Origin of the sequence: Streptomyces sp. NPDC091280, assembly GCF_044768565.1 — a bacterium.
GTDB lineage: Bacteria > Actinomycetota > Actinomycetes > Streptomycetales > Streptomycetaceae > Streptomyces.
Genome location: NZ_JBIVUZ010000007.1, coordinates 33,348 through 55,573 on the forward strand (window position 1 = coordinate 33,348; position 22,226 = coordinate 55,573).

At 73.1% G+C, this 22,226-nt stretch carries 5 protein-coding genes and 1 pseudogene; 3 read left to right on the forward strand and 3 right to left on the reverse strand.

Going from position 1 to position 22,226, the window contains the following annotated elements; all coding sequences use genetic code 11:
* Nucleotides 1–235 precede the first annotated feature (235 nt).
* Nucleotides 236–8,521, reverse strand: a pseudogene (locus ACIQPR_RS21510) (type I polyketide synthase); the annotation flags it as partial.
* A 51-nt stretch (nt 8,522–8,572) separates the two neighbouring features.
* On the reverse strand, nt 8,573–16,645 hold the full coding sequence (locus tag ACIQPR_RS21515; protein WP_403650688.1) for a type I polyketide synthase: 8,073 nt from the start codon (nt 16,643–16,645) through the stop codon (nt 8,573–8,575).
* Nucleotides 16,646–17,000: 355 nt separating this feature from the next.
* On the opposite strand from ACIQPR_RS21515, the gene ccrA reads away from it, so the two are divergent.
* The 3 genes from ccrA (at nt 17,001) to ACIQPR_RS21530 (ending at nt 21,266) form a co-directional block, all read left to right on the forward strand.
* Nucleotides 17,001–18,350, forward strand: coding sequence for a crotonyl-CoA carboxylase/reductase (gene ccrA, locus ACIQPR_RS21520; protein WP_403650689.1), 1,350 nt, complete (start codon nt 17,001–17,003; stop codon nt 18,348–18,350).
* A 91-nt stretch (nt 18,351–18,441) separates the two neighbouring features.
* Nucleotides 18,442–20,253, forward strand: coding sequence for a fatty acyl-AMP ligase (locus ACIQPR_RS21525; RefSeq protein ID WP_403650690.1), 1,812 nt, complete (start codon nt 18,442–18,444; stop codon nt 20,251–20,253).
* Nucleotides 20,253–21,266, forward strand: a complete 1,014-nt coding sequence (locus tag ACIQPR_RS21530; RefSeq protein ID WP_403650691.1) for a beta-ketoacyl-ACP synthase III — start codon at nt 20,253–20,255, stop codon at nt 21,264–21,266. Before ACIQPR_RS21525 ends, ACIQPR_RS21530 begins: the two co-directional genes overlap by 1 nt.
* A 4-nt stretch (nt 21,267–21,270) precedes the next feature.
* On the opposite strand, the gene ACIQPR_RS21535 is transcribed toward ACIQPR_RS21530, so the two are convergent.
* Nucleotides 21,271–22,116 (reverse strand): SDR family NAD(P)-dependent oxidoreductase, encoded by an 846-nt coding sequence (locus ACIQPR_RS21535; protein WP_403650692.1) that lies wholly within the window; start codon nt 22,114–22,116, stop codon nt 21,271–21,273.
* Nucleotides 22,117–22,226: the final 110 nt, after the last annotated feature.

The following is a 22,226-nucleotide window of genomic DNA, read 5'->3' on the forward strand; positions in this document are numbered from 1 at the left end:
CCATGAGTTGGAAGAGTTCGTCGTCGGTGGCCGACTCCAGGTCGACGTCGCCGACACGGTCGCCGGTCGCGGTCGGGGTGCCGTCGCCCCAGTGGGCGATCAACGCCCTTAGGCGGGAGGCGAGTTCGTGCTTCTCCGGGCCGGTGGGCGCCAGTTGCTCCAGCAGGGTCAGCGCGTCCTGCGCCGGTCCGGTACCGGTGGGCAGCAGGGCGGCGAGATACGCGGCGACCGCCGCCGGGGTCGGCCGGTCGAAGACCAGGGTCGCGGGCAGTTTCCGGCCGAGGGCGGCGGCGAGCCGGTTGCGCAGGTCCACGGCGGTGAGGGACTCCAGGCCGAGTTCCTTGAACGCCCGTTCCGCGCCGACCTCTTCGACGTCGTCGTGGCCGAGGACGTCGGCGGTCTGGCGCCGTACGAGATCGAGCAGTGCCTCGGCGCGCTCGGCGGGGCCCAGGGCGGTGAGCCTCGACACCAGCGCGTCGGAGGGTTCTTGACCGCTTGCCGTGTCCTCGTCGTGCGGGATCGTCGTCCGCGAGTTCACGGCGGCCGGTGCCGTTCCGGCGCCGAGCCAGAAGCGCCGCCGCTGGAAGGCGTACGTGGGCAGGTCCACCCGCCGGGGCCGCAGTCCGCCGAAGGCCGGTGACCAGTCGACGGGGACGCCCCTGACATGGGCGACGGCCGCCGAGGCGAGGAAGCGGTCGAGGCCTCCGTGGTCGCGGCGCAGGGTCTCGGTGACCGCGATGTCGGTGGCGTCCGCCTCGTCGACGGTGTCCTGGATGCTGTTGGTCAACACGGGGTGCGGGCTCACCTCGACGAAGAGGGTGTATCCCTCCTGCACGAGATCGCGGACGACGGGTGCGAAGCGCACGGTCTGACGGATGTTGCGGTACCAGTAGGCGCCGTCCAGCTCCTCGGGGTCGGCGAGCGAGGCGGTGACCGTGGAGTAGAGGGGCAGGTCTCCCTGACGGGGCGTCACAAAGGCGAGCCTTGCGAGAAGTTCCTCCTTCGCCTCCTCGATCACCGGGGAGTGTCCGGCGACCGTGGCCGCCCTGATCCGGCGGGCGCGCTCGCCCCGCTCCGCGGAGACGGCGAGGAGTTCCTCCAGGGCGTCCTCGTCTCCGGCGACGACGACGGCCGAGGGTCCGTTGACGGTGGCGACCGAGAGGCGTCCCGGCCAGGCCTCGATCCGCTCCTCGACCTCGGCGAGCGGCAGGGCGAGGGAAGCCATGCCGCCCTTGCCGACGAGTCCGGCCAGGATCCGGCTGCGCTCGACGACGATCCGGGCCGCGTCCTCCAGGGTGAGGATCCCGGCCACGGTGGCGGCGGCGACCTCTCCCTGGCTGTGCCCGACGACCGCGTCCGGACGCACCCCGTGCGCCTGCCACTGGGCGGCGAGGGCCACGAGCACCGCCCACAGCGCCGGTTGGGCCACGTCGACCCGGTCGAGGGTCGGCGCGCCCGGCGTCTCGCGCAGGACGTCGTGGAGGGACCAGTCGACGTGGGGCGCCAACGCCCGTGCGCAGGCGTCGATCCGTTCGGCGAAGGCCGGGGAGGAGTCCAGCAGCCCCTGGGCCATCCCGCTCCACTGGGAGCCGTGTCCGGGGAAGACGAAGACCGTCTTGACGCCCTCGGCGACGGCTCCCCGGACGAGGTTGCCGGCGGGTTCGCCACGGACCAGGGCACCCAGGCCCTCGGCGAGGCTGTCGCGATCCTCGGCCGTCACCACCGCGCGGTGTTCGAGGTGCGACCGGTCGGCGAGGAGGGAGTGCGCGACGTCGGCGGGCGGCCGGTCCCCCTTCTCCACCAGTTCGAGCAGCCGTGCGGCCTGCGCCGAGAGTGCCGCCGGGGTCCGGGCGGACAGGACCCAGGGCAGCGGGCCGCCGTCGCCGGAATCGGCCCGCCGCTGCGCCGACTCCACTGATTCCACGGCCTGTTCGAGGATGACGTGCGCGTTGGTGCCGCTCACCCCGAACGAGGACACCCCCGCGCGCAACGGTCGCCCGTCCGCCTCCCAACGGCGTTCCTCGGTCAACAGCCGTACGCCGCCCGTGTTCCAGTCCACGTCCGGCGAGGGCTCGTCGATGTTGAGCGTCCTCGGCAGCAGGCCGTGCCGCAGTGCCTGGACCATCTTGATGACTCCGGCGACCCCGGCGGCGGCCTGGGTGTGCCCGATGTTGGACTTGAGGGAGCCTAGCCACAGCGGCCGGTCCTCGGGACGCCCCCTGCCGTACGCGGCGACCAGTGCCTGCGCCTCGATGGGGTCGCCGAGGGTGGTGCCGGTGCCGTGTCCCTCGACCGCGTCGATGTCGTGCGGGGCGAGGCCGGCGGTGGTCAACGCCTGCCGGATGACGCGCTGTTGGGCCGGACCGTTCGGCGCGGTGAGCCCGTTTGAGGCCCCGTCCTGGTTGACCGCCGAACCCCGCACCACCGCGAGCACCGGGTGTCCCTGCCTCCGCGCGTCCGACAGCCGCTCCACGAGCAGCAGCCCGACCCCCTCGGCCCAACTCGTGCCGTCCGCCGAGGCCGCGTACGCCTTGACCCTGCCGTCCCGGGCGAAGGCCCGGTGCCGGGAGGTGGCCACCATGCCGGACGGTGAGGCCATCACCGCCACCCCGCCCGCGAGGGCGAGGTCGCACTCCCCGGACCGCAGCGCCTGTACCGCCAGATGCAGCGCCACCAACGACGACGAGCACGCCGTGTCGACTGTCACCGCCGGACCCTCGAAGCCGTACGTGTAGGAGATGCGGCCCGATGCCACGCTCGCCGCGCTGCCGTTGTGGAGGTAGCCCTCCAACTCGGCCGGGAGTTCGTGCAGTCGGGAGGCGTAGTCGTTGTACATGACGCCGACGAAGACGCCGGTCCTGCTCCCCCGCAGAGCTTCGGGCGCGATCCCGGCCCGCTCGAACGCCTCCCACGACGTCTCCAGAAGCAGCCGCTGCTGCGGGTCCGTCGCCAGCGCCTCACGCGGCGAGATCCCGAAGAACCCCGCGTCGAACTCGGCCGCGTCGTGCAGGAATCCGCCGTGCTGGGTGTAGGTGCGGCCCGGTTCGTCCGGGTCGGGGTCGAAGAGGCCTTCGTTGTCCCAGCCCCGGTCGGTGGGCCACGGGGTGATCGCGTCGCCGCCGGTGGCGACCAGCTCCCAGAGGTCGTCGGGCGAGGCGACTCCGCCCGGCAGCCGGCAGCTCATGCCGACGATGACGATCGGGTCGTCGAGGTCGTCGGCCGCGACCGCGACGGGGGCGGGCGTGTTCGTCTCCGGCTGTTCGCCGAGTACTTCGGTGAGCAGGTGGCGGGCGAGGGACTGGGCGGTGGGGTGGTCGAAGACGAGGGTGGGCGAGAGCCTGAGTCCGGTCGCGGTGGCCAGCCGGTTGCGCAGTTCCACCGCCGTCAGCGAGTCGAAACCGAGGTCCTTGAACGCGCGGTTGGTGGGGATGCCGTCGCGGCCGAGGACGGTCGACGCCTCGGTGCGCACCAGGCCGGTCAGGAACTCCTCGCGGGCGGCAGGGTCGAGGGCGAGCAGGCGGTCGGCGAGCGTGGAACCACCCGGAGCCTCGGCTGCGGATCGGGCTGCGGCCGGGCGACGCGGCCGTACGAGATCGCGCAGTACGGGGGGAATCTGCGCCGGGTCGCCGCCGTGTCGCAGGGTGAGCGGGACGAGCAGTGCGTGGTCGGTCGCCCCGGCGGCGTCGAAGAGGGCAAGACCCTCCGGGGTGGTGAGGGGGCGGGTGCCGTGGCGGGCGTTCCTGCGGTGGGCGGTGTCGTCGAGGTGGCCGGTCAGCTCGCTGCTCTCCGCCCAGAGACCCCAGGCCAGCGAGGTGGCGGCCAGCCCCTGTGCGCGCCGGTGGGCCACCAGGGCGTCCAGGAAGGTGTTCGCGGCGGCGTAGTTGGCCTGTCCGGGGACACCCAGGACACCTGCGGCCGAGGAGAAGACCACGAACTCGGCGAGGTCGGCTCCCTGGGTGAGTTCGTGCAGGTTCCAGGCGGCGTCGGCCTTCGGACGCAGGACGGTGTCCAGCCGATCGGCCGTCAGGGCGCCGAGGACACCGTCGTCCAGCGTTCCGGCCGCGTGCACGACTCCAGTCAGCGGGTGTTCCGCAGAGACGGCGTCCAGGACGGCACGGAGGGCGTCCCGGTCGGCCACGTCCACGGCGGCGACGGTGACGTGTGCGCCCAACTCGCTTATTTCGGCGAGGAATTCGGTCGCCCCCGGCGTGCGCTCGCCGCGTCGGCCGGTGAGCAGCAGCTGCCGTACGCCCAGGTCGGCGACGAGATGCCGGGTCACCAACCTGCCGAGCAGGCCCAGGCCTCCGGTCACCAGGACGGTTCCGTCGGAGGACGCGAACCGCCAGGTCCGGGCGGGGGAAGCGGTGTCGGCGGGCGCGAGCCGGGGGACGAAGGACTTCCCGTCGCGGAGGGCCACCTGCGGCTCGCCCGTGGCGACGGCCTCGGCAAGCAGCGTGCGGGACGCCTCGTCCGCGTCCACCAGCAGGAGTCGGCCGGGGTGTTCGGACTGCGCCGAGCGCAACAGGCCCCAAACCCCGGCGGTCGTCAGGTCCGGCGACTCCCCGCCGACATCCACGGCCCCTGCGGTCACCAACGCCAGGCGCACGGCGTCCAGTTCGGGGCGCGCGAGCCAGTCCTGGACGAGGGCGAGCACCCGGTCGAGCGTGGCCCGCGCCAGGGCCGGTACCGAAGGTCCGTCGCCCGGGGCCGGCGCGGCGGGCACCTCGTGCCAGAGCACGTCCGGCAGGGTCCGGCCCTCGCGGACCGCCTCGGCAACGGCGCCCGGGCTGCCGTACGCGGCCAGCGGTTGCACGGTGACGGGGGCGCGCGTGGCGGGAGCGGGCAGCGGGGTCCAGCTGAGCCGGTACAGCGGAGCCTCCGTCCTTGCACCTGCGGCGAGTTGGCCAGCCGTGACCGGCCGGTACACGAGCGAGTCGACCGACACGACGAGCGCGCCCGAGGCGTCGAAGGCTTGCAGGGACAACCCGCCGTCCTCGGTGGGGACGAGTCGTACCCGCAGGGCCGTGGCTCCCGAGGCGTGCAGTCGTACCCCGTTCCAGGCGAAGGGAAGGAGGACCTGGCCCGGTTCGGCGGTCGGGGCCGGGCCGAGTCCGGCCGCGTGGAAGGCCGTGTCGAGGAGCGCCGGGTGGATCCCGAACTCCCCTGCCGCAGCACGCTCTTCGTCGTCCAACGCGACCTCGGCGAAGACCTCCGTGCCGCGCCGCCAGGCGGCCGACAGCCCCTGGAAGCGCGGGCCGTAGACCACGCCGGACTCGGCGAGGCGGTCGTAGAGGCCATCTGTGGAGAGGGGTGTGGCGTCCGGGGGCGGCCAGGTACCGGCCACGGGGGCGGGAGTGGTCGTACGGCTGAGGAAGCCGGTGGCGTGCCGGGTCCAGGGGGTGTTGTCCGGAGCGTGCTGCGGGCGGGAGTGGAGGGTCACCGCACTCCGGGCGCCGGCGTCGGGGGCGGTCACGGAGACCTGGATCTGGACGGCGCCGTCGGTGGGCAGCACGAGGGGGGCCTCGATCACCAGCTCGTCCACCGTGTCGTGGCCGGTCTCGTCGGCGGCGTGGACGGCGAGTTCCACCAGGGCCGTGCCGGGCAGGAGGACGCGGTCGAGGACGGTGTGGTCGGCCAGCCAGGGGTGGGTCTCCAGGGAGAGACGGCCGGTCAGCAGCAGGCCGTCGCCCTCCGCGGGCCGCAGTGTCGCCCCGAGGAGCGGGTGCGCGGCGATGCCGAGGCCGAGCCCCGGCGCGTCGGCCGCCGGGGCGGTGGCTCGCTCAAGCCAGTAGCGCTGTCGCTCGAACGGGTAGGTGGGCAGGTCCGGCGGCAGGGAAGGGCGCGGGCCCGTGAGGACCGGACTCCAGTCCACGGCGACCCCGTGGACGTACGCCTCGGCCACGGAGGTGAGAAAGCGGAGCAGGCCGCCCTCCTCCCGGCGCAGCGACCCGGTGACCGTGATCTCCCGCTCGCCCGCGGTCTCCTCCACGGCGGTGGTGAGGACGGGGTGGGGGCTGGTCTCGACGAAGACGTCGTGGCCCTCGGCGATCAGTTTGCGGACCGCCGGTTCGAACAGGACGGTCTGCCGGAGGTTCGTGTACCAGTAGGTGGCGTCCATGAGCGTGGTGTCGAGCCAGTCGCCGGTGACCGTCGACAGGAGGGGGACGGTGGCGGCGCGGGGGGCGACCGGTGCGAGGGCGGTGAGGAGTTCCTCGCGGATCCGCTCGACCTGCGCGGAGTGCGAGGCGTAGTCCACGGCGATCCTGCGGGCCCGGATCCCGTCGCGCTCGCAGGCGGCCAACAGCGCGTCCAGTGCGGTCGGTTCACCGGCGACGACCACGGAGGAGGGGCCGTTGACGGTCGCCACCGAGACACGGCCGTCCCAGGGGGCGATCACGGCTTCGGCCTCGGTGCGGGGCAGCGCCACCGACACCATGCCGCCGCCGCCCGCCAGCGCGCCGAGGGCCCGGCTGCGCAGGGCCACCACCCGGGCGGAGTCGTCGAGCGAGAGGGCGCCCGCGACATACGCGGCGGCGATCTCGCCCTGGCTGTGCCCGACCACCGCGTCCGGCCGCACCCCGTAGGACTGCCACAGTCGGGCGAGGGACACCATCACCGCCCACAGCGCGGGTTGTACGACGTCCACCCGCTCGTGGTCCGGGGCGCCCTGCGCACCGCGCAGGACATCGGTGAGGGACCAGTCCGTGTAGGGCTCCAGCGCGCGGGCGCAGGCGTCGACGCTGTCGGCGAACACCGGTGCGGCGTCGAGGAGTTCACGGGCCATGCCGAGCCACTGCGAGCCCTGTCCGGGGAAGACGAACACGGTACGGCGGTCGCTGCCGGCGCTCGCGCGGGCGAGGCCGGGGGCGGGCGCACCGGCGGCCAGCGCGTCGAGCCCGGCGAGCAGGGTGTCGCCGTCCGTTCCGACGATCACCGCCCGCTCCTCGAACTCGGCGCGGCCCGCTGCCAGTTCGCGGGCGAGGGCGACGGGGGCGAGGCCGCTGTCCGAGCGCAGGTGGGCGGCGAGTGCGGTGGCCTGGGCGGAGAGGGCGGCCGGAGTACGGGCGGAGAGGATCAGCGGGACGGCCGCGAGGTCCGGTCGTCCGTCGAGGTCGACCTCCGCGTCCACCTCCTCGGGCTCGGGTGCCTGTTCAAGGATGATGTGGGTGTTGGTGCCGCTCATCCCGAAGGCGGACACCCCGGCCCGGCGCGGCTGTCCCGTCTCGGGCCACGACTGACGGTCCGTCAGCAGGGAGACGGCTCCGGAGGCCCACTCGACGTGCGGGGAGGGTTCGTCCACGTGCAGGGTCTTCGGCAGGACGCCGTACCGCATGGCCTGAACCATCTTGATGATGCCGGCCACCCCCGCGGCGGCCTGGGTGTGCCCGAGGTTGGACTTGACGGAGCCGAGCCACAACGGTCGCCCGCCGGTCCGCTCCTGGCCGTAGGTGGCGAGCAGTGCCTCCGCCTCGATGGGGTCGCCGAGGGTGGTTCCAGTGCCGTGTGCCTCGACGGCGTCGACGTCGGCGGCGGTGAGCCGGGCATCGGTCAACGCCTGCCGGATGACCCGGCGTTGGGCCGAACCGTTCGGGGCGGTCAGGCCGTGCGAGGCGCCGTCCTGGTTGGCGGCGGCGCCCCGCACGACGGCGAGCACCCGGTGTCCGTGGCGCCGCGCGTCGGAGAGCCGCTCGACGAGCAGCAGTCCCACTCCCTCGGACCAGCCGGTGCCGTCGGCGGCCCCGGCGAACGCCTTGCAGCGGCCGTCCGCGGACAGGCCGTGCTGGCGGGAGAACTCCACGAAGGTCGACGGGGTGGTCATGACGGTCACCCCGCCCGCCAGCGCGAGATCGCACTCCCCCGAACGCAGGGACCGCACGGCCAGGTGCACGGCGACCGAGGACGCCGAGCAGGCGGTGTCCACGGTGACGGCGGGGCCTTCGAGTCCGAACGTGTAGGAGATCCGCCCGGACGCGACGCTCGCCGCGTTCCCGGCGAGGATGTAGCCCTCCAACTCCTCGGGGACGGCTCCGGCCTGAGGCGCGTAGTCGTTTCCGTTGCCGCCGACGAAGACGCCGGTGCTGCTGCCGCGCAGGGTGTCGGGCCGGATGCCCGCCCGTTCGAACGTCTCCCAGGCGGTCTCCAGGAGCAGCCGGTGCTGGGGGTCCATGGCCAGCGCCTCGCGGGGCGAGATGCCGAAGAAGTCCGGGTCGAAGGCGCCCGGTTCGGCGAGGAAGGCGCCCCGCCGGGTGGACGAGGTGCCGGGCCGGTCCGGGTCCGCGTCGAAGAGGGTGGTGGTGTCCCAGCCCCGGTTGTCGGGGAAGTCACCGACGACGTCCCGGCCTTCGCCGACCAGCCGCCACAGGTCCTCCGGTGAGTCGATCCCGCCGGGGAAGTGGCAGCCCATCCCGACGATGGCGATGGGCTCCTGGCCGCCGTCCTCGGCGTCGCGGAGCTTCCTGCGCGTCTCGTGCAGTTCGGCGGTGACCCGTTCCAGGAGATGCCGCATACGGCTGTCGTTCATGAGTCCGTCCTCTTCGTGCCTTCACGTGGAGTGCCCAGTGCTGGGGGCGGGTCAGGAGATGCCGAGTTCCTTGCCGATGAAGTCCATCAACTCGTCGTCGGTGGCGGCGGAGAGCCCGGAGGCGATGTCGTCGTCCCGTGTGCTCGACCCGTGTGGCGCGGGTGCGGCCGGTTCGGCCAGCGCGGCCAACCGGGCTGTCACCGTGGCCCGTTCGGGGTCGTCCTGTGGCACGGCCGCGAGCAGGGCCTCCAGGCGGTCGAGTTGGGCGGTCAGTTCATGCGGCCCCGCCGCCGGCGCGAGCCGTTCGTGCAGCAGCTCGGCCAGGGCGTGCGGGGTGGGGTGGTCGAAGACCACGGTGGTGGGCAGGTTCAGGCCGGTCTCCCGGTTGAGCCGGTTGCGCAGTTCGACGGTGGTGAGGGAGTCGAAGCCCTGCTGTTTGAACCCCCGGTGGATCTCCACGGATTCGGCGGGACGACCGCCCTGCACCTCGCCGACCTGGGTCCGCACGAACCGCAACAGGAGCTTGCGGCGGTCCTGTTCGGTGGCCGCTGTCGCCAACTCTGCTCGTATGCCGGTCGGTTCGGTGTCCGCACGCGGGACGTCGGTCGTCTTCCCGGCGTCGCCGGTGAGTTCTTCGAGCAGCGGATGCGGGCGCAGTGCCGCCAGGGCTGACCAGTCGGCGCGGCAGACCACCACATGGGTCTCGTCGTCGTCCAGGGCCTGTTCCAGCGCGGTGACGGCCAGTTCGGGTGCCATGGGCAGCAGGCCGTAGCGCTCGGTCCGGCGTGCTCCTTCGTCGCCCGCGATGCCCTCCCCCGCCCACAGTCCCCAGGAGACGGAGGTGGCGGGCAGCCCCGCCGCGCGCCGCCGGTGGGCGAGGGCGTCGAGATAGGCGTTGCCCGGCGCGTAGTTGGCCTGGCCCGGGGTGCCGGTGAGGGCGGTGGCCGAGGAGAAGAGGACGAACGCGGACAGGTCGAGGTCCCGGGTCAGTTCGTCCAGGTTGCGCGCACCGGCCGCCTTCACGCCCAGGACCCGTCGTTGCCGCTCGGGAGTGAGTGCGCCGAGCAGCCCGTCGTCGAGCACGGCGGCGGTGTGCACGACCGCTGTCAGAGGATGTTTCTCGGGTACGGCGTCGAGCACCCGGCCGAGTGCGGCACGGTCGGAGACATCGCACGCGGCGAAGGACACCCGCGTGCCCAACGCGGTGAGTTCGTCCCGCAGTTCGTCCGCGTCCGGGGCGTCGCCGCCACGCCTGCTGAGCAGCAGCAGGTGATCGGCGCCCCTGCGGGCGAACAGACGGGCGGCGTGCCGGGCCAGTGCCCCGGTGCCGCCGGTGATGAGTACGGTTCCGTGCGCCGTCCAGCCTCCCCCGGTGCGGTCCGCCGCCGAGGGCGCCGCGACCAGGCGCCGGGCGAGCAACCCCTCGGGCCGTACGGCCAGTTCGGCCTCCCTGTGGGAACCGGTGAGCGCGGCGAGGACGTGCGCGGCGACGCCTGCGTCCCCGTGCTCCGGCAGGTCGACGACACCGCCCCAGACGGAGCTTTCCGTGGCCGCGACTACGCCGAGGCCCCAGACCAGCGCCCCGTCCGGGTCGGTCACCGAGTCGTCCGGGCCGGTGGTGATCGCGCCTCGGGTGAGGGCCCACAGTCGTGCGTCGGTTCCGGTGTCGTCCAGGGCCTGGAGGAGCGCGGTGGTGGCGGTGAGGCCGTGGGGCTGTGTCGGGTGTCCGCGCTCCGGCTCGTTGTGCAGTGAGAGCAGCGACAGCACACCGGTCACCGGCTCCACGGGCTCCCGGCCGAACGCCTCCACTAGGAGGACGGCCAGGGAGTCGCGGTCGGTGCGGACGGGGTCGACATGGACGCGCTCGACGCGCGAACCGGCCTGAGCGAGGGCACCCTCCAGGAGCGGTGCCCAGGTGTCGTACGGCGTGCTGCGGCCGTCGCTCGTACCGGGCCGCTGCGGCAGCAGGAGCAGCCAGCGCCCTCGCGGGGCGCGGGATGCCGGGTCGGATACGGGCCGCCAGCGGACCCGGTGCCGCCATTTGTCGGTCTCGACCGTGCGACCGCGCTCCTGGTGCCAGGCCGCAAGAAGGGGCAGTACGGCGTCGAGGGCCTCGCGGCGGCCGGTGTCGGTGGAGATGCCGAGCGTGGTGGCGAGGGTGTCGACGTTCCGGTCCGACACAAGGTCCCAGAAGCCGTCGTCGTGGGCCGCCGGAGTGCCGGTGCGGGGCTTGCGTGCGGGCGGCTCGGGCCAGTGGCGTCGGCGTTGGAAGGGGTAGGTGGGCAGGGCGACGCGGCTCGGTCCGGAGAGGCCGGTGACCGCGTGCCAGTCGACGTCGGTCCCTCGGGCGTGGGCGGTGCCCAGCGCCGTCAACAGGGTCTCTGGCTCGGGGCGGCCCTTGCGCAGCAGCGCGGCGAGGGCCGGCGGGGGTACGTCCGCCGAACCGCCGCCGACCAGGCTCTCCTGGGCCAGCGCCGTGAGGACCGCGTCGGGACCGAGCTCCAGATACGTGGTGACGCCGTCGGCCTCCAACCGGCGCACGACGTCGAGGAAACGCACGGCGCCCCGGGCGTGAGCGGCCCAGTGGTCGGGCGTGACCGGACGCTCGGGCGTGAACAGTGTGCCGTCGAGCGCGCTCAACACGGGGATGGCGGGCGGCAGATGGATGAGTTCCCGCGCCACCTGGTCCAACGCCCCTGTCATCGGGTCCATGAGCGGGGAGTGGAAGGCGTGGCTGGTGCGGAGGCGGCTGGTCCTCCGGCCCCGCGCGCGGAACACCGCGGCCGTGGCGAGCACTTGGTCCTCGGCACCCGAAATCACCGTGGACGTTGGCCCGTTGACGGCGGCGATACCCACCGAGCCCTCGTACCCGACGAGTTCGCCCAGCACCTCGTCCTCGGTCGCCTCCAGGGCGACCATGGCTCCGCCTTCCGGCAACGCCTGCATCAGCCGACCTCGTGCGGCGACCAGTGCGGCGGCGTCGGCGAGGCTCAGGACACCGGCGACGTGCGCCGCGGCGATCTCACCGACCGAGTGCCCGGCCACGACGTCGGGGCGTACACCCCAGGACTCCAGCAGCCGGAACAGGGCCACCTTCAGGGCGAAGAGGGCGGGTTGGGTGTGGAGGGTGCGGCCGAGCTGGCCCCCACCTGTCTCTGCTCCTCCTGTCTCTTCGCCAGCCCTTGCCCCTGTCCCCGTCCCTGTCCCGAACACGACCTCCCGCAGTGGGCCGGCGGCATGACCGGCCAGGCCGGTGTCGAGCGCGGCGCAGGCCTCGTCGAACGCGGTGGCGAACACGGGATAGGCGTCGTACAACTCCCGCCCCATGCCGAGCCGTTGACTGCCCTGTCCGGTGAACAGGAACGCCAGCCCGCCGACAGCAGGGGCTCCGGCGGCGGATTCACCGCGGACCAGTCCCTCGGCGCTCTCGCCTTGGGCCAGTGCCCGCACGGCCGCGCGGAAGTCGGCCGGCCGCCGGGCCACCACCACGGCGCGGTGGTCGAACGAGGGCCTCCGCGCGAGCGCGTGCCCGACCTCGGCCGGGTCGAAGTCCCGGGCCGGAGTGGGCTGGTGGCCCTCGGTGTCCGTGCGGTCGAGCGCCGTGGCCAGGCGCGCGGCCTGGTCCTGGAGTGCCTGCGGTGTACGTGCCGAGAAGGTCCAGGGGACCGGAACGGGCCGGGCGGGACGCTCGGGTTCCGCCGGGGCGGGTGGGGCCTCTTCGACGATGAGGTGGGCGTTGGTTCCGCTGATGCCGAACGCGGAGACGGCGGCGCGGCGCGGACGTGCGAGGGAAGTGCCGTTCTGCCAGGGGGTGTTGTGGGTGAGGAGCGCGACGGAGCCCCTGCTCCAGTCGACGTGCGGGGTGGGCCGGTCGACGTGGAGGGTCGCGGGCAGCACACCGTGGCGCAGGGCCTGGGTCAGCTTGATGACCGACGCGACACCGGCCGCGGCCTGGGTGTGCCCGATGTTCGACTTGAGTGAACCGAGGTGCAGCGGCCGGTCCTCGGGCCGGTCCTGCCCGTAGGTGTTGATGAGCGCCTGGGCCTCGATGGGGTCGCCGAGCGTGGTGCCCGTGCCGTGCGCCTCCACGGCGTCGACGTCCGCGGTGGTGAGCCGGGCGTCGGCGAGGGCCTGGCGGATGACGCGTTCCTGGGCGGGGCCGTTCGGGGCGGTCAGGCCGTTGCTGGCGCCGTCCGAGTTGACCGCGCTGCCCCGGATCAGGGCGAGCACCTGGTGACCGGCCCGGCGGGCGTCGGAGAGCCGCTCCAGCAGGACCAGCCCGACACCCTCCGACCAGGCGGTGCCGTCGGCCGCCGCGGCGAACGGCTTGCACCGGCCGTCCGGCGCCAGGCCGCGCTGCCTGCTGAACTCGGTGAACATGCCCGGGGTGGACATCACCGTCACTCCGCCCGCCAGCGCGAGGGAGCACTCCCCTGACCGCAGCGCGCGGGCCGCCAGGTGCAGGGCCACCAGGGAAGAGGAGCACGCGGTGTCCACGGTGAGCGCCGGGCCCTCGAAGCCGAACGCGTAGGCGATACGGCCCGAGGCGACACTGACGGTCGCGCCGGTCAGCTGGTAACCGGCGCCGCCGCCCGTGGCCTCGTGCAGCCGGGGACCGTACTCCTGCTGGGTCGCGCCCACGAAGACGCCGGTCCTGCTGCCGCGCAGCGCGCCCGGGTCGATGTCCGCCCGTTCCAACAGTTCCCAGGAGGTCTCCAGGAGGAGCCGCTGTTGAGGGTCCATCGCCTCGGCCTCGCGCGGGGAGAGCCCGAAGAAGTCGGCGTCGAAGCGGTCGGCGTCGTGCAGGAATCCGCCGCGTCGGACGTAGGAGGTGCCGGGGCGGTCCGGGTCGGGGTCGTAGAGGTCCTCGTCCCAGCCCCGGTTGACCGGGAAGCCGCTCGTCACATCCGTGCCGGAGACCAGCAACTCCCAGAGCTGCTCAGGGGTTTCGGCTCCGCCCGGCCAGCGGCCGGCCGTGGAGACGATCGCGATCGGATCGTCGTGACCGGCGCCCTGCGGCTCGGCAGGGTCCCCGCCACCGGGTGCCGGGTCTCGCGTCTCCCGTGTCTCCCGCGCCGGGCCCTCCTCCAGGTACCGGACGAGGGCGAGTGGGGTGGGATGGTCGAAGGTCAGCGTCGGTGACAGCCGCAGCCCGCTCGTCCGTGCCAGCCGGTCGACGAACTCCACCGCGCCCAACGAGTCCAGTCCGAGTTCCTTGAAGGTCCGCCCCGGGTCGAGTTCCCGGGCCGTGCCGCCCAGGACGCCCGCGGCGGCGTCGAGGACGAGCGCGCGGAGGTCGGTGCGGGGCGCGAGGGCTCCGTCCGCCGCCTGCTCCGCACCGGACTCCTCCGGTCGTACGGCTGCCTCCGACCGTATGGCCGCCCCCAGGCTTACGGCCGCCTCCGGGCGCGCGGTGCTGTCCCCGGCGTCGGAGGTCGGGAACCGGAAAGGGCGGCGTTGGAAGGCGTACGTCGGCAGGTCGGCTCGGTGCGGACGGCCTTCGCCGTGGAGGCCCGACCAGTCGACCGTCGTACCGTTCACGTGGAGTTCGGCCAGCCCGGTGAGCAGCGAGTGCCGCTCCGGTGTCCCGGGGCGCAGCAGGGGAACGACGGTCGCGTCGGAGGCGTGGGTGTCCGCCGCCAGGCCGCTCCTGGTCAGGGCGGTGAGGACGTTCCCGGGGCCCAGCTCCGCGTATCCGGTGACGCCCCGTGCCGCCAACTGCCGTACCGCGTCGTGGAATCGGACCGGGCTGCGCATGTGCTCCGCCCAGTAGTCGGGCGAGGTCAGCTCGCCCGGTTCGGCGGGCAGGCCGGTCAGGTCGGAGATCACGGTGAGGGTGGGGGCGCGCAGGTCGAGTGTCGCGGCGACGCGGCGGAGCTCGTCGACGACACTGTGCATGTGTGGTGAATGGAAGGCGTGGCTCACCCTGAGGCGGCGGGTCCTGCGCCCGCCGCTCTCGAAGCGCGCGGCGAACTCGGCCGCCGCGTCCGCATCGCCCGAGACGACCACCGAGCGCGGGCCGTTGACGGCGGCGAGCGCCAACCTGTCGCTGTATGCGGCGAGTTGGGGAAGGGTCTCGGCCTCTGTGGCCTCTACGGCGATCATCGCGCCGCCCGCACGGGCCTCCTGCATGAGTCGCCCTCTGGCCGTGACGAGGGTGGCCGCGTCGGCGAGTGTGAACACACCGGCGACATGGGCGGCGGTGAGGCCGCCGATGGAGTGGCCGAGGACGAAGTCCGGTGCGGGGAGCCGGTGTTCGAGCCAGCGGTACAGCGCCGTGCCCAGCGCGAACAGGGCCGGCTGGGTGTACTCGGTGCGGTCGAGGAGTTCGGTGTCCGGCGATCCGGGGGTGGCGAAGAGGAGTTCGCGCAGTGGTCGGTCGAGGTGGCTGTCGAGGTGTTCGCACACCTCGTCCAGGATCGCGGCGAACTTCGGTGTGGTGGCGTGGAGTTCGAGGCCCGCTCCGGCCCGCTGACTGCCCTGGCCGGGGAAGAGGAACGCGACGGGCCCGGCCGCCCGCGCGGCCCGACCGCCGACGACGGCGTCCGGGGCGGGAGCATCGGCGGCCAGCGCGTCCAACGCGCCGAGCAGGGTCTCGCGGTCGTGCCCCAGGGCGACCGCGCGGTGGGGAAACATGGTGCGGGTGGTGGCGAGCGCGTGCCCGAGGTCTCCGGGCGCGAGAGCGGGACGGGCCCGGAGGTGGGCGGCGAGCCGCCCGGCCTGCGCACGCAGCGCGGCGGGGGTGGCACCGGAGAGGGGCCAGGGCAGGACGGCCCGGGTGTCGGCGGCCGAACCGCTGTCGCCCGAATCGACGTTCTGGTCCTGGTCCTGGTACGCGTCGCCGACGACCGGCGCCTCCGCAAGCAGCACATGGCAGTTGGTGCCCCCCATCCCGAACGAGCTCACCCCCGCGATCAGCCGTCGATCGGGATGCGGCCAGGTACCGAGGTCCCGCTGGACCCTCAGCCCGAGCGCGTCCAGCGGGATTCGGGGGTTGGGTGTCTCGTGGTTGAGGCTCGCGGGCAGTCGCCGGTGCCGGAGGGCGAGCACCGCCTTGAGCAGTCCGGCGATCCCGGCCGCGCCCTCCAGATGGCCGATGTTGGTCTTCGCCGAGCCGACCACCAGGCGTTCGTCGCCGGTCCTGCCGGTGCCGTACGCGGCGCCGAGCGCGGCGGCCTCGACCGGGTCCCCGACCGGCGTGCCGGTGCCGTGCAGTTCGACGTACTGCACCTCGCGCGGATCGACCCCGGCCTGCCGGGCGGCCAGCAGCACCACGTCCCGCTGGGCGTCGGCGCTCGGTACGGTCAGCCCCTCGGTGGTGCCGTCGTTGTTGACGGCGCTGCCGAGGATCACGCCGTGGACGCGGTCGCCGTCGGCGCGGGCCGCCGCCAGTGGCTTGAGGAGGACCATCCCACCGCCCTCGCCGCGTACGTATCCGTTGGCGCGGGCGTCGAAGGTGAACGAGCGGCCGTCAGGGGAGAGTCCGCCGAAGCGGGCCGCGGCCGAGGTGCTGTCGGGTGCGAGATTGAGGTTGACCCCGCCGGCCAGGGCGAGCGCGCAGTCCCCGTCGCGGACGGCACGGTAGGCCAGGTGGAGGGAGACCAGCGCGGAGGACTGGGCGGAGTCCACGGTCAGGCTGGGGCCGCGCAGGCCGAGGGTGTAGGACACCCGGTTGGCGAGGAGGCCGCGGCTCAGGCCGGTCAGGGTGTGGCGGGTGACGGGTCCGGCGTTCTCGCGGTGGCGCAGGGTCGCGTAGTCGTGGGCCATCGCGCCCACGTAGACGCCGACGGTGGTGCCCGCGAGGGTGCCGGGCACGACACCGGCCTCCTCCAGTGCCTCCCAGGCCAGTTCGAGGACGAGCCGCTGCTGGGGGTCCGTCTCGGCGGCCTCGCGCGGGGAGATGCCGAAGAAGTCCGCGTCGAAGTGGTCGACGTCGTCGAGGAAGCCGCCGGGCAGGTCGGAGCCCCACAGTGTCTGCCGGTCCGGGGGCGGCGGGCCGATCGCGCTCCCGCCCCGCCGCAACAGGTCCCAGAAGGCATCCGGGTCCGGCGCCCCGGGCAGTCGGCACGCCAGGCCCACGACGGCGACGGATCCGGCTTCGCTGGTGTCGGCCTGCCTGGTCATCGTTCCCGCCGCCCCTTCTGAGAACACGCTTCTGAGAACACCGCTTCTGGAAAATCCACGGAGAGAAATCCCGCCGCTCCTGCTTCTTCTTCCTCTCCCGGATTCAGCACGGAAAGGAGATAGGAATTCTCGTCACCCAGGACTTCGAGCGCCTACCCCTACCCTCCCCCTAAGGCTTCAACGTCCGTGCTCAGCAGCCCTGTTGCAGCGTGCGGGGGCGGCCGGAATCCGCTTTCACGGACCCCCACCCCCTAGCGGACCGGGTTAGGGGTTCCCCTAGGAAAACGACCCGCCATAGCGTCTGTCGAAAACAGGCGACAGCCACAGACCCATGTCGAACCGAGGGGAATTACCCATGGATTCGTTGACCGAGGCAGTTCTCCGGGGAGCCTCCGCGGACGAGCTCGAACGCGCTCCGGTCCCCAAGGACTTCGTGGCCGCGCACCTTCGGCAGGAGGACGTCGGCATCTTCGACGGGGCGGCCGACCGCGACGTACGACGCTCTCTGCGGGTGGGCCGGGTGCCGATGCCCGAACTCGCCCCGGACGAGGTGCTGGTGGCGGTCATGGCCAGTTCGATCAACTACAACACGGTCTGGTCGGCCACCTTCAAGCCCGTGTCGACGTTCGACGCGCTCAAGCGCTTCGCCAGGACCGGCGGTTACGCGGCCCGGCACGACCAGCCGTTCCAGGTCATCGGCTCCGACGCGGCCGGCGTGATCGTGCGCGTCGGCGCCGGGGTGAGGCGCTGGAAGATCGGCGACCACGTGGCCGTCAACGCGGCGGTGGTGGACGACCAGGACCCGGTGACCCACGCCGACGGGATGCTCGGCGCCGACCAGAAGGCGTGGGGCTACGAGACCAACTTCGGTGGTCTGGCCCACTACACCGTCGTACGGGCCAGTCAACTGCTGCCCAAGCCGGGCCATTTGACCTGGGAGGAGACGGCCTGTGTGCCGCTGTGCGGCGGCACCGCCTACCGGATGCTCGTCAGTGACCGGGGCGCCCGCATCAAGCAGGGCGACATCGTCCTGATCTGGGGTGCGACCGGTGGACTCGGCGCGTTCGCCGTGCAGTTGGTCAAGAACGGCGGCGGTATCCCGGTCGGTGTGGTCGGCTCCGAGGAGAAGGCGAAGCTGCTGCGGAGGCTCGGCTGCGACATCGTCATCAACCGTGAGGAGATCGGTGTCGGCGGTGTGCCGGCGGACGGCAGGGAGACGGTGGAACTCGCCAAGCGGCTCGGCCGGGCGATCCGGGCGGAGCTGGGCGAGGACCCGCACGTGGTGTTCGACTACGTCGGCCGGGCCACCTTCGGGATCTCCGTCATCCTCGCCCGGCGCGGCGGCACCGTCGTCACCTGCGGTTCGAGCACCGGCTACGAGCACACCTTCGACAACCGGTACTTCTGGATGAACCTCAAGCGCATCGTGGGCAGTCACGGCATGAATCTCCAGGAGGCCGCGGAGATGATGCGGCTGCTCAAGCTCGGCAGCGTCGCACCGATCCTCTCCGAGGTGTTCCCGCTCTCCGAGGCGGGCGAGGCGGCCCGTCTGGTGCAGACGAACGGCCACACCGGCAAGGTCGGTGTCCTCGCCCTGGCTCCCGCGCCCGGCCTCGGCGTCACGGACCCGCGACTGCGCGCCGCGATCGGCGAGGAACGGCTCAATCCGCTGCGCGACACCCCGGAGCCCGCGCTGGCCGGCTGAGCGGCCCCCGCGTCCGCCCCGACGCCCTCACTCACCGCCCCGAGCGGTACGCACCGGCGCACAGCGCCCCGGCAAGGAGAGTCACACCCTGATGACCGCCACCGCCCTCGCTCCCCCGGCGACCTCACTGCCCAGCCTGCCCGAGGTACTGCGTCTGCGTGCCAGGACCCAGCCCGACGACATCGCCTACGTGTTCCTGCGCAACGGCGAGATCCCGGACGAGACCCTCACCTACCGTCGCCTCGACGAGGCCGCCCGGTCCCGGGCCGCCGCGCTGGACGCCGCCGGGCTGCGCGGCGGCGCCGCCGTGCTGCTCCACCCGTCCGGCCTGGAGTTCGTCACCACCCTGCTCGCCTGCATGTACGCCGGTGTGGCAGGCGCTCCGGTGCAGGTGCCGAGCCGGCTGCGCGGTCTGGAGCGGCTGCGCCGTATCGCCGACGACGCGGGCACGGCCACGGTGCTCACGACGGCGGCCGTCAAGCAGGATCTGGAGGAACGATTCAGCGACGCGCCGGAGCTGGCGGGACTCACTCTCCTGGACTCCGCGTCGCTGACCGCGCCGCCCGATGCCGCCTGGTCCGGCCCGAACGCCGGCCCGGACGACATCGCCCTGCTCCAGTACACGTCCGGTTCCACCGGCGACCCGAAGGGCGTCCGGGTCACCCACGCCAACTTCCGCAGCAACGTGGCCGAGACGGACCTGCTGTGGCCCTGCCGCCCCGACAGCGCGGTGGTCAACTGGCTGCCCCTCTTCCACGACATGGGCATGCTGTTCGGCATCGTCCTGCCGCTGTGGGCGGGCATCCCCGCCTACCTCATGGCCCCCGACGCGTTCATCCGCCGCCCGGCCCGGTGGCTGGAGGCCATCTCCCGGTTCCGCGGCAGCCACACCGCGGCACCGAGCTTCGCCTACGACCTGTGCGTGCGGGCGGCGGCCGAGAGCGGCGTACCCGAGGGGCTGGACCTGTCCAGTCTGCGGGTGGCGGCGAACGGCGCCGAACCGGTGCGGGCGGGCACGGTCCGCGCCTTCACCGAGGCGTACGCCGCCGCCGGTTTCCGCTCGACGGCCATGTGCCCCGGATACGGTCTCGCGGAGAACACCCTCAAGGTCACCGGCAGCCGCGAGGACCAGGAACCCACGGTGTTGCCGGTGTCCGCCGAGGCCCTGCGCGAGGGACGTGTCGAACCGCTCCCGGCCGCGTCGGCGCCTTCCGAGCATGTCGTCCACGCGGTCGGCTGCGGTACGACGTCGGGAGCGACCTCGGTACGTGTCGTCGACCCCGTGTCACTGGCCGGACTCCCGGACGGCGTGGTCGGCGAGATCTGGGTCAACGGCCCCTGTGTCGCGGACGGTTACCACGGGCGGGCCGAGGAGAACCTGCTGACCTTCGGGGTTCGTCTCGCGGGCGAGGAGACTCGGGGCACCTGGCTGCGCACCGGCGATCTCGGCTTCGTCCACGCCGGTGAGCTGTTCGTGGCCGGCCGGATCAAGGACGTGATCATCCGCAAGGGGCGCAACTTCTACCCGCAGGACATCGAGGTGTCGGCGGAGAGCGCCGACCCCGCCCTGCACCCGAACTGCGCCGCCGCGTTCTCCGTGGACGATGGCGTGTCCGAACGGCTGGTGCTGGTGGTCGAGGCCGACGGACGGGCACTGCGCCACGGCGGCTCCGAGGGGCTGCGGGAGCGGATCCGGGACGCGGTGCTGGACCGTCAGCGGCTGGACACGGACGAGGTCCTGGTGGTCAGGAGGGGGTCCGTGCCGAAGACGTCCAGCGGGAAGGTGCAGCGGCGCCTGACACGGCAGCGGTATCTGGCCGGTGAGTACGGCGCGTCGGCGATCCTGGGCTCGCCCACGACATCGGCTCCGGCTTCAGATTCCACCTCGGCTTCGGAGGCGTGATGACGAGCGCGGCCGTACGGACGCTGCGGGCTTCCGCGACCGTCCCGGGATCCCGTGTTCTGGGGGTGGGGGCGTACCGGCCCGCCCGCGTGGTGACGAACGACGAGGTGGCGGGGCCGATCGATTCGAGCGACGAGTGGATCAGGCGCAGGTCGGGCATCTCCGCCCGGCGGTTCGCCGCGCCGGACGAGACCGTCGTGGCCATGGCGGTGACGGCCTCGGTGAAGGCACTGGCCCAGGCCGGCGTCGCCCCGGACGCGGTCGACACGGTCCTGCTCGCGTCCATGTCCCAACTGGAACAGTCACCCCCGGCCGCGCCGCGCGTCGCACACCGGATGGGCGCGCGCTCGGCCGGTGCCATGGACGTGGGTGCCGCCTGCGCGGGCTTCTGCCACGCGCTGGCGACGGCCGACTCCCTCATCCGGTCGGGAAACAGCCGGTATGTCGTGGTGGTGGGTTCGGAACGGATGACGGACATCGTCGATCCCACCGACCGCGGTACGGCCTTCCTGTTCGGGGACGGCGCCGGCGCGATGGTCGTGGGTCCGGCCGACGAGCCGGGTGTCGGCCCGGTGGTCTGGGGTTCCGAGGGAGACCGGCACGAGGCGATCGCGCACTCCGCGCCATGGCCTGTGCCGGGGACGGGGCCGACCGCGCCGCCGACGCTGCGGATGGACGGGCCCGCCGTGTTCAGGTGGGCGGTGGCCACCGTGCCGAGGACGGCCCGCGCGGCGCTCGACGCCGCCGGAGTGGACGTCGCCGACCTGGCCGCGTTCGTCCCGCATCAGGCCAACCTCCGCATCGTAGACGGATCGGCGAAAGCCCTGCGGCTGCCGGACCACGTGGTGGTGGCCAGGGACGTGGTCCACGCGGGCAACACCTCCGCGGCGTCCGTTCCGCTCGCCGTGGAGGAGTTGCTCGCCCGGGGCGCGGTGCCCAGGGGCGGCCTCGCCCTGCTGGTGGGCTTCGGTGCCGGTCTCTCGCACGCGGCCCAGGTGGTCGCCCTGCCGTGAGGGCTCAGCCGAGCCAGGGCGTCGTGAACGCCTGTACGGCGGAGCCGTCCACGTCGGACAGCTTGATCCCGGCGAGTTCGCGCGCCAGGTCGGAGGTCTGTACGCGGAACGCGGGCTTCTCTGCGGTGAGGACGTCGACGACGACGGCCGCCGCCTCCGCCGAACTCTGTGCCTGCTCGAAGAGACCCTCGGTGGCGGCGGCGTACGCCTTGAAGGCCGCCTCGTAGGGTCCGGCGTTCTCGATCAGGCCGGGCACGGAGGGTCCCAGGCTGGCGACGAACTCGCTGGCGACGGGCCCCGGTTCGACCACCGATACCTGCACGCCGGTGGTCGCGGCGACCGGGGCGAGGGACTCCAGGAATCCCTCGACGGCGAACTTGGCCGCGCAGTACGCCTCGTTGAAGGGCTGTCCGACGATGCCGCCGAGGCTGGAGACGGTGATGATCCGACCACTGCGGGCCCGCAGATGCGGCAGCGCTGCCAGGGTCAGTTCGACGACTCCGAAGAAGTTGGTCTCCAGCACGGAGCGGAAGGCCTCGACGCCGATCTGCTCGACGGTGCCGAGTCGGCCGACCCCGGCGTTGTTGATGACGGCGTCGAGGTGTCCGTGCGCGGCGACCGCGTCAGCCACGGCCTCCTTGACGGACGCCGGGTCGGTCACGTCGAGGCGGGCGACATGGACGCGGTCGGTGACGTCGGCCGCTTCGACGGCGGCGCGCAGGGCATCGGCCCTGCCGGGGTCGCGGAGGGTGGCGACGACGTTCCAGCCGGCCTCGGCGGCCTGGACCGCGGTGGCGAGGCCGATACCGGAGGACGTGCCGGTGATCAGGACGGTACGCAGGGCAGTCATGGTGGTCTCTTCCGGGAGCACGGGCGCGGTCCGCCCACCGTGTCATCGGTCCCCAGCCCGACCAACCCCTAACTTCCCGGGGTCCCTCCCCTACCTTCCACGCATTTTCC

What these genes read in the sequence shown, in the direction of transcription:
- ACIQPR_RS21515 (WP_403650688.1), bottom strand. Translation starts at nt 16,645, where the DNA reads ATGACCAGGCAGGCCGACACCAGCGAAGCCGGATCCGTCGCCGTCGTG.
- ccrA (WP_403650689.1), top strand. Translation starts at nt 17,001, where the DNA reads ATGGATTCGTTGACCGAGGCAGTTCTCCGGGGAGCCTCCGCGGACGAG.
- ACIQPR_RS21525 (WP_403650690.1), top strand. Translation starts at nt 18,442, where the DNA reads ATGACCGCCACCGCCCTCGCTCCCCCGGCGACCTCACTGCCCAGCCTG.
- ACIQPR_RS21530 (WP_403650691.1), top strand. Translation starts at nt 20,253, where the DNA reads ATGACGAGCGCGGCCGTACGGACGCTGCGGGCTTCCGCGACCGTCCCG.
- ACIQPR_RS21535 (WP_403650692.1), bottom strand. Translation starts at nt 22,116, where the DNA reads ATGACTGCCCTGCGTACCGTCCTGATCACCGGCACGTCCTCCGGTATC.